Source organism: Oenococcus oeni DSM 20252 = AWRIB129, from assembly GCF_000372485.1.
In the GTDB taxonomy this organism is placed as follows: Bacteria; Bacillota; Bacilli; order Lactobacillales; family Lactobacillaceae; genus Oenococcus; species Oenococcus oeni.
Genome location: NZ_AQVA01000009.1, coordinates 21577 through 36989 on the forward strand (window position 1 = coordinate 21577; position 15413 = coordinate 36989).

Below are 15413 nucleotides of genomic sequence, written 5' to 3' on the forward strand. Positions count from 1 at the left end.
TAAAATTCTAATATTTGAAAACAATTTTTTCTATTAAATGAAGATTAGATATTGGCATAATTTTTTTAATTTTTTTCAAATACAACCAAAAAATGATCCAAAAGGACAATTCCAATAGCGATATTAATATTTAACTTCTTGGCGAAAAATTCCCATTAGATAGCTATCATGATATTTTCCATTAGCAAAAAAATGTTTTCTGAGTTTCCCTTCTTCAACGAAACCAATTTTTTTGTATATGTGAAGTCCTTTAACGTTATCTACGTCAACGTATAAATATACTTTGTACATATTCAATGTATTGAAAGCATAATCCAACCCTTTTTTCATAGAAATTGTTGCAATGCCATTTCCACGAAACGCTTTCTCGATAATAATTTGAATTTCGGTAGTTCTGTGGATAAAATCAATATCTACAAGTTCGAGAATACCGGCAAATTCACCATCCTTATCAACCACAAAACGACGCTCCCGATCATCATGAATATGCTTATCGTATAAGCTAACTAACTCATCAAATGATTCGTAAGGTTCTTCGAACCAAAAAGCCATCGTCGTTCTCTCATTATCCAATTTGTGGACAAGATCTAAGTCCTTTCTCTCCAACGTTCTAATTTTTATCTCCATTTATTTGCTCCTACTTTAAATCGTCCATAACCTATATGCATTAATTAAATTTTACACAATCAGATTACCTCAAAGAATGTCTTTAAAACTTAACGAAAAAAGATCGGTTCTCATCAAAAACAAAGTTTTGCTATTATTAATCACAAATAAAAAACATTTTTAAGAACTTGTTGGGAGGAAAATTATGCCATTGAAAAATAACAAAAGTAAAAAACAAGGGCAAATCAAAAAAACGATTAAAGAAACTAAAGAAATTCTTTCAAACGCTAAAGATCTCGCCGAAGACCGAGCCGAAGACATTAAAAAGAACTTAAATAATGAAGATGATGAGGAAAGCAAAAAGCAAAAAAAATAAGTAGATAAAAATTATTTAAAAAAAGAGCAATCGAGTCTTTTTATTAATCGTTTAGTCAACACATCAGTTCCAAACGGAATGTTTTTAATAGTATTAGTGATTTATCGACTAGCTATTTCTGAAAGTCCGGATAAAACTCCAGGCAGTGAAAATAATACACATCAACAAAAAAAGTATATAAGTGATCGCTGATATTTGGATAAACATCAAAAAGAAAAGATATAAAAACGATAATGTTTCCATAACTAAATCCTAAGAAGCTGGGGTTAAATAAATATATATTTAAGGATAAAAGAATATTAATCAATTCCATTAAAAAGGATTTTTAAGAATATTTAATTTCAAAATTGTTTTCTTGTGCTTAAATACGAATATGAAAAAAAGTTACAAATACTTTTTAAGATTGCTTATTTTAATTATTGTGCTGGGCTCTTTATCATGGATTGGAGTTATCTTTAATCGGCAACTGGCGATGCAAAGCAAAATAAATTTAAAAATTAAAAATAATTTGTCATATAAAAAAAGTCAAAAAAGCAGTTATGGAGAAACAGATTTAAAAACAATCAAAAGTATTAGTTATGACATATTTTGGAAAAAAATAACAATTAAAATTAAAAACGATCTGCTACAGGAGACTAAAGCCAAGAGAAAGAAAGTTATTTTAGCCGGAGAAAACATCGTTGCCAAATCTATTTCAAAATATAACAAACAGCAACATTTGAAATCTTGGAATTGGTATCGCTCGACAAATGTCTATTCAGGTAAAGAAAAATTAGCTTCGTCTTATGTAAAAAATAATAAAGCTTATATAAAATGGAAAAAATAATCCAAATTATTTTTCCTACTATTGGAAACAATTGATACTCTAATCGCATAGCCATTAAACTACAATTACCAAATCTCTTCAGTGAAAGCGTAGGAGCAATCATTAAAAGTCTGATCGGTGGTTATTTTGGAATGTTGGCTTTGGTTGATAATTTCTCAAGGTTTAGGAAACGAAATAAATTTTGCTTCACTTAAGTACAAAAAATCGGTTTCAAAAAGTTTTTATGTGCGCCAATATATTCAACGATAGTTGCTTTTACTTCGGTCTTTTATATCTATTCCTATCCATAAAATAAATTAAAATTCAGTGTATTAGTAATTTATTTTCCACAAGACCAATTCCCAATCTTGTGTTTGGGCCAGCCTCGTATATTTAATATGGCGGTCATCCCTTGCTCCAAACGCAATTGGAAAAAAATGTCAATTTGGCAAAATGCTCTAGTCTAAATCCTAAAAGTCAGAAGTAGACGATAGAATTAAGCAGCAATATTGAACAAATATTTAATTACGCCTTATCTTATTCCCATAAACATATTAAAAATTATGTACTTGAAGCAACTATTTTATTTAACGCCCCTCCTTTAAATAAATAAGAAACATTCATATTAATAAAACAATTAAAAAAGGGTCTCTAATCAAGCTGTCTTTTAACATGTTTGAAGGTTTTTGCGGAGTCTATTCCTAAAGTATTGAAGAATTTGAAATGATCAGAATAGTATTCAAAAGAATCTTGGAATTAAATTATTTTAAATTTCAACGATGCCTTGGCCGATTGAACCAATTTTTTAGTTGATCTTCACTGATATTAAAAGATTTTTTTGACTCTTGGACAAAATCATTCCAGGCTTTTTCTTTAAGCGCTTGATTACTGCCACTTAAATGGACCTGGCGCCTATATCGTTGTATCATTTTTTGGAAATCTACTCGGTCTTTGCCAGACATATCAAGGTAGGTTTTAATTCCTTGACTCGGCATTTTTTCAACTTCTTTGAAATCGGTACGATCATCGTTAATTGTTAGAAAAGATCTGATTGGAATTGCTAAATACAAAAATAAAGCAATTTTCGGTAAAAATAAGGCCAAGAATATCAAAACAATATTTAAAATAGTTTGTTGATTATTATGTTTCCCGTAAATTGAATAATAAACCCGCTGCATATCGCTCTTATTGGAATATTTGGAATGAATAAGGTCTATTGCTATCCACCGAAATATAAATTCAATCATTAAATACAAAAGCCCATAAAGTATAACCGTGGCTGAAATAGCATCTTCAGTCATCAATTTAGTAAAAGTTGGAATCAGCGAAAGAAAAAATACTAAAATAAGTTCTCTTAATATAATACCCTCGGATACTTTTTCAACTTCGGAAAATAAAACCGCATGTTGATATCATATGTTCGCCAAAAAACAAAAACTTACTAAATAAACACCAATAGATATGAATAAGTTAACAAAATCAATTTGCCTATTAACTATTTTGATTGGCAATTCCAGAACCATGACTGTCGCAATAATTGCCAGAATTGCATCAACGAAAGTATCGAGTCTGTCTTTTATTTTCTCTGAATTCATTCAAAATCCTTTCAACCAAAATCATGTTTAAAATAAATTGAATTATTCATAAATTTTAGCCCACGAGATCTAAGAATAATAAAAATAATCTTAGACATCATTTATTCGACTAGTATAACCCATCAATTATCCTTAAAAAATACCATGAAACTTCCTTTATGCCCCCAGGATCATATCTAAATTTGATCATCGATTATTTAGATTTATAGTTCAGGATTGATCATCAACTTAAAAATCGCGAAAAAACAAAAACCAATCTGGTTAGGGATTGGTCGATAATTACATATATTATATTCTAATGTTTATTTTACTAGAAATGCAATCTGTCAAATGATTGTTAGGCACCCTATTAAGGTGCCTTATATAATTATATAACGTTTTAATACAAAAAACATCAGAATATTCTCCGCTTGATATTTTTGAACATAAGATATCAATAAAGAAAAGAATTCAAGTTATGCATTAGTAAAAAACTAAAATATATAGCTAATAAAATCGTATCTGAGTCCTTTAAAAAAATAAAAACTATTTTGCAACTAAATAAAATTAAAAAAGAACAGGCAAAGAGACTGTTGATTCTACAGTCAAAACAGCCCTAATTGTTATATTAAATTGTTTATGTTGCAAATAAATAAATGAAAAGAGAATAAGGGATCAAAAAATAATAGTTTTTTCATAATGGCTCACACTATCCTGTAGCTAATATATTGCTACAGGATCAATGTATTGCTGATTAATTAAAAGCAAATAAATTTTGACTTAAATGAACATAAAAAGCTTTAAGAAATAGCGTTAACCAGAGAATGTTTAAGTTTTAAATTTATATTCTCACATTTATAAAAAACTAAAAAAGCCACCCAAAAGTGGCTATAATTTTTGAAATGTGAAGGTCTAAACGGAGTTATTTGGTGTTGTTCTTCAACACCACCATTAATTATAGTACATAAATGTAAGCGCATACAATAATATGCTGATTTTTAATAATAGGCGGACCCTAAGAATTAGATAATTATTTTTTTATGTTCTACCAGGAATTCATTTTTTAGTCTTTTCAACAAAATATTAGCTATTTTCTGAAATTCCTCCGAATTTTCCTTGCCAAACCGTGTATTTAAAATATTCCAAAATCCGTCAAAAAGAAAAAATGTTTTAACCAGAAATCAACCCTTTTAGTAATGAAATTTAAAGAACATCTTAAAAACCAACTAAGCAAAGCTTTTCTTCGTGTCTATGGAAATACGCTCTGGCTGCCATTTGTTGTGCTTTTAACAATTCCTATTTTTAATTCAAAAAATAGTATTAAAAACTTAAAATTCTGCGCCCTTTAAAATATTATTGAGCAAAAAAATACCGCCAAACAAATGTTTGACGGAAACAAATTGGATACTTTGCTTTTATTTTTGTGGTTTAAAAACTTTATGGTTTAAAAACCACGCGGTTATTCTACAACAAAAATATTTTTTGTTTATTAAACAAATACAAAAATCAAACTTATAGATTTCCGAAATTTCTGATATTTTTTTAGAATACTCATCCAAAAAAATTATTTTATCAATAAAAAATAGTACCCAATTATTTACAATCGGATACTACAAAAAAATTACAGATCTAAAAGTTATCTTTTACACTTGGATATCGGTAGCCGATATCCATGTCTTTATTATAAGCGGTTATTTAATTATCGATATAGAATCACACCTTGTATTGAAAGTTAAGATATGAGAAAGTGTTTAAAAAATTAAACAAATAATTAAAGTTCATTTCTTTATTCGAATAATTCCTTTAATAAATATTTATCATTTTGAATATCAATCAACTTATAGGTTTTGTCGAAGTATAATTTGACCTCTTGGTTAAGTATTTTATCTTTGACTATCCTTTCAGCTTTAATATTAACCATAATTTTATCTATTATTTTTTCACTTAAACCAACGGTTTGATTTTCAGCGGAAATAAAACAGCATTACGAAGACGATCAAAACGATCTGGGGCATCGGTTCGAATATCTTGAACCGTGAATGATATCGAATTCAATTGTGGATCGCTGTCATTAAAATCGACATCATCTTTGTTAAATAAGTAATCAAAATTAATACGCATAATATTTTTCCTTCAAATGTTTATCGTCATAACAATATAAGCATAAGATTTTGGAAAGGTTTTAAATCGATAATTTCCAGCCAACCGCCGCTTCTTTAAAAAAAGATATCATTCATTAGCATTTAATTGATCAGAAAGCTTAAAAATGCGTTTTAAGTGAATGATCAACTTTTTGTAAACAGCTTCGGTTATTTCTATATGATTAGAAAGTCCGCTCAATGAGCCTTGGAGAGTGTAAACCCGAGTTTTGAAATTAAATATTTGATTAGAATCCGCTTTTTTGTTTCCCATAATTTCGTGCAAAAAACGGTAGCAGTCACTGCAATCCATTCTAAAAAAAATTCGTGCATTATTCTGTTCAATTTTCTCTCGATCGAAATCATGTAATTCCCCATCAGGAAAATGTTTATCAAACTCATTAGTAAATCCAGTAAGTTCATTATCAATACGATTTAGCAGCTCGGAATTACTCATAACTAGATTATTAATCAAATTGCAAAAAAATAAAATACACATACTAATCATCTTTCAAAAAAAATATAAATCCTGATAAAATAATCCTTATTAGCACTTTTTGATTTTTTTGATAGGATAGATTGTTATGAATATAAATAAAAACGAATATAAAATTCTAAATAAACTTTATAAAACAAAGAAAGCAATTAATATAGAAAGATCAGACACCTTAGATTCGCTGGTCAAAAGAAACCTTGTATCTGTTATAGGAACTGAAGAAAAGTTCATTCTGGATGCCGGTGGAAAAAAAGCCCTGAAAGAATATTTGGCCAACAAGAGTTCATCCTATGTAAGAATATATAATTCCGTGCTTTCTCTATCCGCCCCACTTAAACCTTTAAACCATAATTATTGAACTTTAAAATGACAATATTCTTAAGTGGAAACTTGTCGTTTTGACCGCAGGCGATCTGTTTGGTATCCGGAGAATTTTTATATCGCTTTTATACGTGCAAAAAAATTATGAGATGATCATAAACAACTGTGAGCTAGATTTTCGCTCTACATGTTCGTGATTATCTTTTTTATATTTTTCATTAAACACGAACATTAAATTAAATTTAAGTTTTTTTAGTTAATATTTAACGATTATAAAGATTTTTTTTGATTAATATTAATTGTTCCATGTACTAGAATACGAACTAGGGAAAAGGTCTTTTCCAAACGAAGAAAGGAGAATTAATTGATATCATGGAATTTCGTAAAGTTATGTCAAACAACATTAATCACGTTGGTTATGACCAAAATACTGGAAAATTAACCGTCATTTTTCGTGACGGTCGTGTCTACAGTTATGGAAATATTGCTTTTAAAACTTATTATTCATTCATCAACGCGACATCAATCGGAAGATATTTTGCAATCTACATAAAGCATCGCCCTTATCAGCGAGGCTACTAAATTAAATTTCCATAAACACCCGGATTCGGTTGAAATCAATTAAGGTAAAAATTTAAATCGCTAATTGAATTAAAAAAACACCACTATTAAGGTGTTTTTTTAATTAACACGCCTAATAAACAAACCGAAAGAATTAAGTCTATCAATAAGCCCCAGGAATAAGTAAACATCATACTTAAAACACCGCTTTGTCCAAATAGAGAAGAAAACAAATTCCTCTGGTACAAGAATCTAAAAAACGGACTGATGACCGACAAAAGAATTACTATGTGAGCGGTGACGGATAAAGAGGTAAAAAATACCGATTTGCGAGATTCTTTTTTGAATGCAAAGAAAAGTGTTGTAGCAACTAAAACCATCAAAACAATAAACAAGAACAAATAAGCGGGACTGGTCATTAACTGCCAGTAGTTTTTAGTTGCAATCGAAAATTTTTTTGCCTCTCCAATCCCTGTGTGAGGTAAAAAACTAATAATAAATAATAAAACAAGCAAAGCTTTTAAAATATTCCTTTTTATCATAATTTTCCCCATTCAATTACATATCGATCAAATATTAATTTAACAAGATATTATCAATAATTAGTTAAGTCAAAACCAATATAAGCTTTTAAAAAGCAAACATTTTATTAACGTATAACAAAATTGAAATAAAAAAAGCTAGCTCACTATTTTAAGATGACCCTCGAAACACCGATTGACAAGGCCACTCCAAGACCTAAAGGCAGAAAAGCCGAATAACCGAGATGGCTAATCTCGATAAGCATGAATAAGGCCATCAAGGGCGCCTGTTGAGCTGCGGCCAAAAAAGTAACAGCCCCGACAACAGCACATTGCCAAATCGGAATGGAGGGCCATATGAAAAATAAAATCGATCCCAAAAGAACACCAGTAACCGCTCCAATTGAAATGGAAGGTGTTAAAGTACCGCCAGCAGTTCCTGAACGAATCGTAAATAAAGTTAATGTAACTTTTGCCACAGCGCCGAACAAAAGCAGCATCATATAACTTAGTCCCTGAGTACTGGTATTCATTGCCATTTGCGCCAAAGCACGGCCATTTCCCATAATCTGAGGAAAAAATGTCGCTATCAAACCGGTCGCCAAAGCTGCAAGCGGTAATTGCCATAAAATATGCCAATTTTTTGTCTGTTTTTTTTCGGCCAGACTGACTGATTTGTGGAAGAAAGCCCCCAATATTCCACAAATCGGTGCGATGCAAAGGATAATCAGCAAAAAGATGAAAGAAAAATTATTGTCCTTCACCAAATAATAGGGTCCAAAGCCTTTGGCAATCGATCCAACCAAAGTCGCAATCACGGACATAACCAAACTAACGCTAATGGCACGCGGCGTGATCTTCTTCAACAAAATTTCCAGACAGAAAAAACTACCTGCAAGGGGCGCAATATAAACTCCGGCAAAACCCGCTCCGGCGGCAGCGGCAATCAACAATTGATAATCTTCTTTAGATAAGACTGTCAAATGCCACTTTTGGATTAATTTCTGCCATTGTTGGGCAATCGCAGCCCCGGCTTCTCTTGGCGCTAATTCTCGGCCAATCGACCCACCACTGCCAACGTAGAAAATCTGCGTCAAAACATCGATAATAGTCGCTAAAAACGGCATGCTGTCGCCATTCACTGCTCTTTTGACTCCGATAATGGATTTAAATCTGTTACGTAAAACGTACCAAACCAGAGCCACTATTATGCCGCTAATCAAAACAGAAAGAAGCCGGTGCAAAGGAGAAATTCCAATTGAACTTGGTTCCAAGGCTGTTTCTTTGAATTTTAAAAAAATCCGCTCGATTAAATCAAGAAATAGGCTAAGAAAAAGTGAACTAGCCCCAACAATTAGTCCCAACACCACCGTTGAAAGTGCCAGAACAAATGTTTCCTCTTTTCCGAAATACCGATTCTTTTGTTCCACTATCTCCCCTAAACGCATTCGTTACACCAAACCCATAAACAGTAAATGCGATCCTTACCTTTTAATTTTAACTTTCAAATTTCATAAAACTTTATTATTCAATCAGGTCAACTCTTTGCTTCTATTTGCTATCCAGACATCTAACAATGTTTTTTTGGAGTTCTCATCATTCTGAGGATATTGCATAAGGAAGAAGAAATTGAAAAACTGATTTTTTAACGCACTGCCCCATAAATTTTATACCATTATCAATTCCAATTGATCGTTTTTATTAAGTTTATTTATATGGCAATTACTATAAGAGGAGGTGTTCGGTATGATTGAAATAATTTTTGTATGTGAATTATCAATCCAGTTCAAAAATCAGAATTAAACAGCACATAAAAAACAAAGCCGTCTCTTATGAGGAGACGACTAAGTACATATGAAAACTTAAATTTTTTGATTACTGATGGTCGGCACCTTCAAACAGCACCTTAATTATAAATATAGAATTTCTGAATTAATTATAAATAAAAACCGGCTCAGCAAAGAATTTTAATAAGAATTATGTTTTTGAATAACTATCTGTCATAACATCTCTGTAAATTGAAAAACCAAAAACAAAAGCATATACGAATAAAAAGATACCACTGAAAATTAAAATGTTGGAACCGTTGATAATCTTTTGAAACAAAAAGGTATAGAATAGCGTGCCGACTGGCATTATGGCAGTTACAGCAGTCACCAGAATCGACACTACCCGACCAAGAATATACGTTGGCACGCTAGTTTGCAATTTAACATTGACTGCGACATTGAAAATTCCATTCATAAAGCCTGATAACATAACAATCAAAAATCCATACAAGCTTATCCTTAAAGGGTCGTGAAATATATCAATTAAGAAACCTAATAAAGCCATCGAAACACCCATAAGTGGCAAAGGCAAAGAAAATTTGAAAAATAGGTATTTATCACTCGGTAAAATGCTCATCAACAAACTGCCCAGTAACAAACCAAGCGCAAAACCAGTTTCTATATAACCGACCGGTCCGTTTCCGTCGTGCAAACGAGTAACGATCATAAACGGCATTCCAACAGTTATGGCCGTGAAAAGAAAATTAATGACAACGGCAACGAAAACAATGTTTTTAATTAACGGGCGTTCTTTAATATAAGTTAATCCAATTTTAAAGTTCGAGAACCCGGATATAGCATTATCTAATTTCGTTTTGGAATAATTTTCTCTTTTTTCATAGTGGAAATTCATCGTTAACAATATTGCAAAGGAAACCAAAGTCGTAATGATTTCGATAAAAATGAAGAATCTAAAACCTGTCAAAGCATACAAGGCCACTCCGAGGACCGGTGCCAAAATAGAAGAAAGTGCCGATGCCGACTGGCTTAGCGAACTTAATTTCTGGATTTTTTTATCATTGACAAGTTCATGAACCGAGGCTGAATAAGCGGTAGTAGAAAAATTAGTTGAAATTGAATTTACGGTAACGAAAATCGCTACCGGAATCAATTTATAAATACCGAAAAAAATATTAATAGAAAAAGCAAAAATCAGTAAAAATATTATTCTTAACAGGATGCTGCTGACTAAAATAAATTTGTGTTTGTATTTATCAACAAGATTTCCAACCGGAACTAAAAACAGCAAACTGACAATTGGAGAAATAATCGTCTCAAGCCCAAAACTAAGTGGCGATTTAGTATCATGCAATAGCATTAACCCCATCGCAAAAGAGAACATTCCACCACTTAAAGAACCGATCAAATTACTTGACACATCCTTGATTATTTGCAGATTGGATTGAGAATCTGTAATTATAGATTGTGAGTTCTCATCCGTCATAAACGATATTTTCCCTATTAAATTTATTTAGTAGATTGATAAAAATGTAATCGATTGATTATATTTTGTCAAGGTTTTATTATTATTTTAAGAGGTTGAGAAGATGAAAGAAAAAACAGTTTCGCAGTTGGCTAAATTAATGGCAGACGAAAAGATTATTGCCATTCTAAAAGCGACAAAGAACAAAAAAGGTCTTACTTCTAAAGAAATTTCCAAAAAAACCAATATACCGGCAAACCAACTTTATTATTCAATTAAAAAAATGTTGGACCAAGGTTTATTGGAAATTTCCCAAAAACAAAATATAAATAATTTTCAAGAATTTTATTATTCCAGCTACAAAATGACCCATCAAAACCCGAAAATATTTCCAAGTTTAGATAGTGATTCGGAGAGTGACATAAATATTTCAGCCTCTTGGATTAAAGAACACGATAAAGAAATTGTGAAATGGATTATTTATGAAAATCAACAGTTTTTAGAAAGCTTACAATCGGATATTCGAAAAAATGGAAACGATAAAGAAATAGATGAAGATATGCGCACCAGCGCTTCTAAAAGTTCTTTAAAGTTATCGGAAAAGGCCGAAAAAAAATTAATGAAGGATATACTCCTATTGCTAGCAAAAGCCGAAAAAAACGATAAGGAAAAAGACAAAAGAACCGTTAATCTCCTCCTCGAAAAATGGTAAGAAGAGGAGCGGTTTTCCCGTAAATAAGGAAAAACTTAAGATGAATTAATTATTCAATGTGTTAGTAACATACTTATTCAACCATGATAAAACAATTATATGAACAGCTATTTGAATCAAACAGTTTATTAAAAAATATTGGCAAAGGCATCATTAGAGTAATTTAAAAAAGAAAATTAAAACCGTCTCTGAATTAGGACGGTTTTAATTTAGAGAAAAATATGTTATTAAATAGAAAAACTAATCAATTTATTTTTTCCAATAATCATCATCTCCAAAACTCAGGTGTGTCTCATCATCACGATATTCCTTGAATTCTGAAAGAGAATTTTCATAACCTTCTACAGCCATCTTGTACGCATCAGTTCCAAATAAATAATGCATAGGCTGTTCTTTCATATGAGCCAATTTAATAAATGCTTTGGCAGCCAGTTTAGGATCTCCGTCCTGCGATCCGGAGCGTTTTTCCGATACTAGGCGAGCCTCATGTACCAGCGAATAATCATCGATTAAATTCTTAGCTCCCTTATGGCTGGCGCCGGCCCATTTTGTTCGAAAGGCGCCCGGTTCTACATTAGTAACTTGGATACCCCAGGGTGCAACCTGCTTACGCAATGACTGAAATAGACCTTCCATCGCAAATTTTGTTGCATGATAATAAGCAAAAGTTGGAAAAGCGGCTAAGCCGCCTATTGATGTAACGTTGATGATACGTCCGGATCTTTTCGCTCTCATTTTTGGTAATACCGCTAAAGCCATATTATTAGCACCCCAAAAGTTTGTTTCCATCATTTGACGGACTTCGGTCTGATCTGATTCTTCCATTGCCCCGAAATAACCATAGCCGGCATTGTTCACTAGCACGTCAATAGATCCAAAATGAGATTCTGCTTGTGAAACGACATCACGAATTTGTTCTGGTTGAGTCACATCAAGAGACAACTTTAAAATATCGGCTTCCCCTGTTCCTAAATCTGAAAGACTATCTAATTTTCTTGCCGTTGCCACGACCGGATATCCATCACTAATTAATTCTTCAACGAGTGCCCGACCAAAGCCTGATGAAGCCCCGGTTACCAACCAAACTTGTTCTTTTTTATTCATTTTAATGACCACCTTTCAATCGATGTTTTCATGCTAGCATGTTAAAGTAGCTTGAAGTCAAGTTTAGATTTGGAGTTAATCACGTGTCATCTATTTCAGAAATAGCTAAACAGTACAATTTTTCAGCTTCGGCCATCCGTTATTATGAAAGCCAAGAACTAATCAAAATTCCACGAGATGAAAGCGGCCAACGATTTTTTGACCCTAAAACTAAAGAACGCATTCGCCTTTTAGTCCATCTGCGTCAAGCAGGCTTATCGATGGCCGAGATGAAAAATTACCTGAATCATTTACAAGATCACGATTATGAAGTTAGACTGCTCGAACAGAGCCACAAACGGTTGACAGATAAAATAGAACAAATGAAACAAACGTTAAATTTTTTAGATTATAAGATTGAGTATCACAAAAATTCAAAAACAAATGAACATGTACTTAATTAAACAGTCATTGTTTAGAAAAAATTATATTTTTTCTAAGTAAATACCGAGTTGCTCAAAAAAATATTCTAACAATCTGGTAAATTGTTATATATATATATATATCGCTCCAAAATGGAAATAATAGCAACCAGTATAATTAAAGCTATCAGGAACAATCCTATATAAATAGAATGGCTGAGAGAACATATTATGAAAATTGTGCTTTTAGATGGTTATGCTTTGAACAAGGATTTAAATTGGCAACCGTTAAATGAACTGGCTGATTTCGAATTTTACGATCGGACAGCAGCCGACAATAATAAAGAAATTTTAAAAAGAATCGGCAATGCCGAAATCGTTTTAACTCATAAAACACCCTTAAACGATGAAGTGATTAAGAAATCCAAGCAATTAAAATACATTGGAATTATGGGCACAGGGTATGATGTTATTGATATAAATAGTGCTAACAAGAATGGCATAGTTGTTACAAATGTTCCGACTTATGCCACTGATGCCGTAGCCCAATTTACTTTTTCTTTATTGCTGGAAGTAACGGGACAGGTTGGCCTGCATGATCAATTAGTTCATAAGGGCACATGGTCAAAAGGCCCTGATTTTACTTTCTGGAATAAACCGCTTTTCGAATTAAAAGGTAAGACGCTAGGACTAATCGGCTATGGACGAATTGCTCAAAAGGTTGCTGAACTTGGGCATGCTTTTTCCATGAATGTTATTTTTTATAATCACCGCCCTAAAAAAATAGCCAAAAAATGGATAAAACAAGTTACCTTAGATAAACTTTTACAAAAATCTGATGTCATAAGTCTTCATATTATCCAAACTCCAGAAACTATTGATTTAATCAATAAAAAAACTATTGAGAAAATGAAAAAAGGGGTTATTTTATTGAATACAGCGCGAGGAAAATTAGTTGATGAAGCAGATCTTGCAAGTGCGCTAAATGGGGAAAATATTTATGCATATGCCACTGATGTAGTACAAAAAGAACCAATTAATAGTAATAACCCATTATTAAAAGCCAAAAATTGTTATATCACGCCCCATATTGCATGGGCTCCTTTAGAAACCCGAGAAAGGTTGCTAGATATAACAGTTGATAATTTAAAACAGTTTTTGAAAGGACACATTCAAAATAAAGTCGATTAATTAATATTTTTAATTCGAACACAACATAAATATCACTAAAACAGGGTTTTCTCAACGAATGCATGCAGCCATTTTTAATATGCCATAAATCATATATTGAAATATTTATCGTTTAAAAAAGTTATTCTCAGCAAAATACAGATTATTCAATTACAGAATGAACATTTGAAAAAATTCATACTTTTAGACTAATCGGTTTTAAATTAAATAATAAAGAAAAAACACCCGATAAATAGATCAGATGCTTGAATAAATTGTGACAAAAAACAAAATCGCCTCGGATAGGAAACAATTTTTAATTTAGTTTTTATTTTTCGATAAATTCGGTAACGCTTTTATTGAAATGATCAGCTTCTTCAAAAAACAGCATATGACTAACATTCTCAAATAATTCGAATTCTGAGTTTTGAAGTTCTTCGCTAACCTTTTTAACTAACTTCCAATTGAAAAAACTTTTCTTTCCTGAAAAAACAAGAGACGGAATATCAATCGTTTTGATGATATCAGACCAATCATTAGCCATATGATTATAGAAAAGTGGTGAAACAAAATCAGCATTTGCTTTATCTGTATCTTCGATTAAATCGTTTAAGTTTAAACTTTTATCAATTACAATATTTTTGATAAAACCATTGAGTGCCCCTTCTTTATCCGTATAAAGAGAGGAACAAAAATCAAGCGTCTGCTGATAATTCAATAATCCCGAAGGGTTGTCTTTAGTGTCCAAACCCAAAGCTGGTTCGTCAACAAAAATAAACTTCTTCAAACGGTCAGCGCGAAAAAGATCCCAGTAGCTCCAACCAACAGAGCATCCCATTGACCAACCCAAATATGTCACATCATTCAAATCAAGATGCTTAATCAGTTCATGGACATCAGTAGCTAATCTAGAAATTCTTTTCCCTGAAACAGCTTCATTAGAATTTCCATGGCCTCTCAAATCAATTGTCACAACATGGAAATGTTTGCTTAATTCCGGAACATTGTTTTTGAAGTATTTCCCAGAGCAACCATAACCATGAACCATCAAAAGGTTCTTTCCACTTCCTTGTTCAGTATAGTAAATCTTTGTATCATCGTTTGTAACAAAATAAGACATTCTGTCTATCGCCTCCTGTCTCAGATTATCACTATGGGTAACTCTATAAAAAGGAATTTCCTATAGTAACTATTAGTAACTATTAAGAAAATTAATAACTAAAAAAACGCCCACCACAATTAAGTGACGGACGCAGTGAGATATATTCGTATAGGCGAAAGCTCTCCACTTTCGATGTTTTTGTATATAAAAAACAGCCCTCTTTACAGTTTCAAGTCAATCAGTTCTACCTGATATCTCTAGCTGTTCACATCCC

At 31.9% G+C, this 15413-nt stretch carries 17 protein-coding genes; 7 read left to right on the forward strand and 10 right to left on the reverse strand.

All coding sequences use genetic code 11. The features are described 5' to 3' along the window. Window positions 1-123 precede the first annotated feature (123 nt). Window positions 124-627, reverse strand: coding sequence for a GNAT family N-acetyltransferase (locus tag A3G9_RS0106805; RefSeq protein WP_002820281.1), 504 nt, complete (start codon window positions 625-627; stop codon window positions 124-126). 184 nt (window positions 628-811) lie between these two features. Between A3G9_RS0106805 and A3G9_RS1000000110250 the strand changes: the two genes are divergently transcribed. Beyond that, entirely contained in the window at window positions 812-982 is a 171-nt protein-coding gene (locus A3G9_RS1000000110250; RefSeq protein WP_002818565.1) for a hypothetical protein, read from the forward strand. A 373-nt stretch (window positions 983-1355) separates the two neighbouring features. Further along, window positions 1356-1808, forward strand: a complete 453-nt coding sequence (locus tag A3G9_RS0106815; protein ID WP_002818561.1) for a hypothetical protein — start codon at window positions 1356-1358, stop codon at window positions 1806-1808. A 752-nt stretch (window positions 1809-2560) separates the two neighbouring features. Here A3G9_RS0106815 and A3G9_RS0106825 read toward each other — a convergent pair. From A3G9_RS0106825 to A3G9_RS0106850, 4 genes are all read right to left on the reverse strand, one after another. Continuing rightward, window positions 2561-3088, reverse strand: coding sequence for a hypothetical protein (locus A3G9_RS0106825; protein WP_011677541.1), 528 nt, complete (start codon window positions 3086-3088; stop codon window positions 2561-2563). 111 nt (window positions 3089-3199) lie between these two features. Continuing rightward, entirely contained in the window at window positions 3200-3382 is a 183-nt protein-coding gene (locus A3G9_RS0106830) for a TMEM175 family protein (protein ID WP_002818556.1), read from the reverse strand. A 1923-nt stretch (window positions 3383-5305) separates the two neighbouring features. Next, window positions 5306-5482 (reverse strand): hypothetical protein, encoded by a 177-nt coding sequence (locus tag A3G9_RS1000000110255; RefSeq protein WP_002818554.1) that lies wholly within the window; start codon window positions 5480-5482, stop codon window positions 5306-5308. A 108-nt stretch (window positions 5483-5590) separates the two neighbouring features. Continuing rightward, a complete protein-coding gene (locus tag A3G9_RS0106850) occupies window positions 5591-5998 on the reverse strand; it encodes a hypothetical protein (RefSeq protein WP_002818552.1) in 408 nt (135 codons plus the stop codon). 85 nt (window positions 5999-6083) lie between these two features. Between A3G9_RS0106850 and A3G9_RS0106855 the strand changes: the two genes are divergently transcribed. Next, complete coding sequence (locus A3G9_RS0106855; RefSeq protein ID WP_002816753.1) at window positions 6084-6353, forward strand: hypothetical protein; 270 nt, start codon at window positions 6084-6086, stop codon at window positions 6351-6353. A gap of 335 nt (window positions 6354-6688) precedes the next feature. Beyond that, a complete protein-coding gene (locus A3G9_RS0106860; RefSeq protein WP_002818550.1) occupies window positions 6689-6898 on the forward strand; it encodes a KTSC domain-containing protein in 210 nt (69 codons plus the stop codon). Between the two features lie 86 nt (window positions 6899-6984). Here A3G9_RS0106860 and A3G9_RS0106865 read toward each other — a convergent pair whose 3' ends face one another. The 3 genes from A3G9_RS0106865 to A3G9_RS0106875 all read right to left on the reverse strand — a co-directional run bounded on the left by A3G9_RS0106865 (window position 6985) and on the right by A3G9_RS0106875 (window position 10671). Beyond that, window positions 6985-7419 carry a hypothetical protein gene (locus tag A3G9_RS0106865; RefSeq protein WP_002818548.1) on the reverse strand — a complete coding sequence of 145 codons (435 nt, stop codon included), beginning with the start codon at window positions 7417-7419 and terminating at the stop codon, window positions 6985-6987. Between the two features lie 146 nt (window positions 7420-7565). Further along, a complete protein-coding gene (locus tag A3G9_RS0106870; RefSeq protein WP_002816749.1) occupies window positions 7566-8846 on the reverse strand; it encodes a chloride channel protein in 1281 nt (426 codons plus the stop codon). Window positions 8847-9375: 529 nt separating this feature from the next. After that, the gene (locus tag A3G9_RS0106875; RefSeq protein ID WP_018025275.1) at window positions 9376-10671 is read right to left on the reverse strand and encodes an MFS transporter; all 1296 of its coding nucleotides are present in this window, start codon (window positions 10669-10671) and stop codon (window positions 9376-9378) included. A gap of 103 nt (window positions 10672-10774) precedes the next feature. Between A3G9_RS0106875 and A3G9_RS0106880 the strand changes: the two genes are divergently transcribed. After that, window positions 10775-11362 (forward strand): winged helix-turn-helix domain-containing protein, encoded by a 588-nt coding sequence (locus tag A3G9_RS0106880; protein WP_002816747.1) that lies wholly within the window; start codon window positions 10775-10777, stop codon window positions 11360-11362. A gap of 249 nt (window positions 11363-11611) precedes the next feature. Here the strand turns inward: A3G9_RS0106880 and A3G9_RS0106885 are convergent, their stop codons facing one another. Next, the gene (locus tag A3G9_RS0106885; RefSeq protein ID WP_002818545.1) at window positions 11612-12466 is read right to left on the reverse strand and encodes an oxidoreductase; all 855 of its coding nucleotides are present in this window, start codon (window positions 12464-12466) and stop codon (window positions 11612-11614) included. Between the two features lie 83 nt (window positions 12467-12549). On the opposite strand from A3G9_RS0106885, the gene A3G9_RS0106890 reads away from it, so the two are divergent. Both A3G9_RS0106890 and A3G9_RS0106895 read left to right on the forward strand, forming a co-directional pair. After that, complete coding sequence (locus A3G9_RS0106890) at window positions 12550-12909, forward strand: MerR family transcriptional regulator (RefSeq protein WP_002816744.1); 360 nt, start codon at window positions 12550-12552, stop codon at window positions 12907-12909. Between the two features lie 189 nt (window positions 12910-13098). Beyond that, complete coding sequence (locus A3G9_RS0106895; RefSeq protein WP_002818544.1) at window positions 13099-14058, forward strand: D-2-hydroxyacid dehydrogenase; 960 nt, start codon at window positions 13099-13101, stop codon at window positions 14056-14058. A gap of 307 nt (window positions 14059-14365) precedes the next feature. Here the strand turns inward: A3G9_RS0106895 and A3G9_RS0106900 are convergent, their stop codons facing one another. After that, complete coding sequence (locus A3G9_RS0106900) at window positions 14366-15157, reverse strand: alpha/beta fold hydrolase (RefSeq protein ID WP_002818543.1); 792 nt, start codon at window positions 15155-15157, stop codon at window positions 14366-14368. Window positions 15158-15413 lie beyond the last annotated feature (256 nt).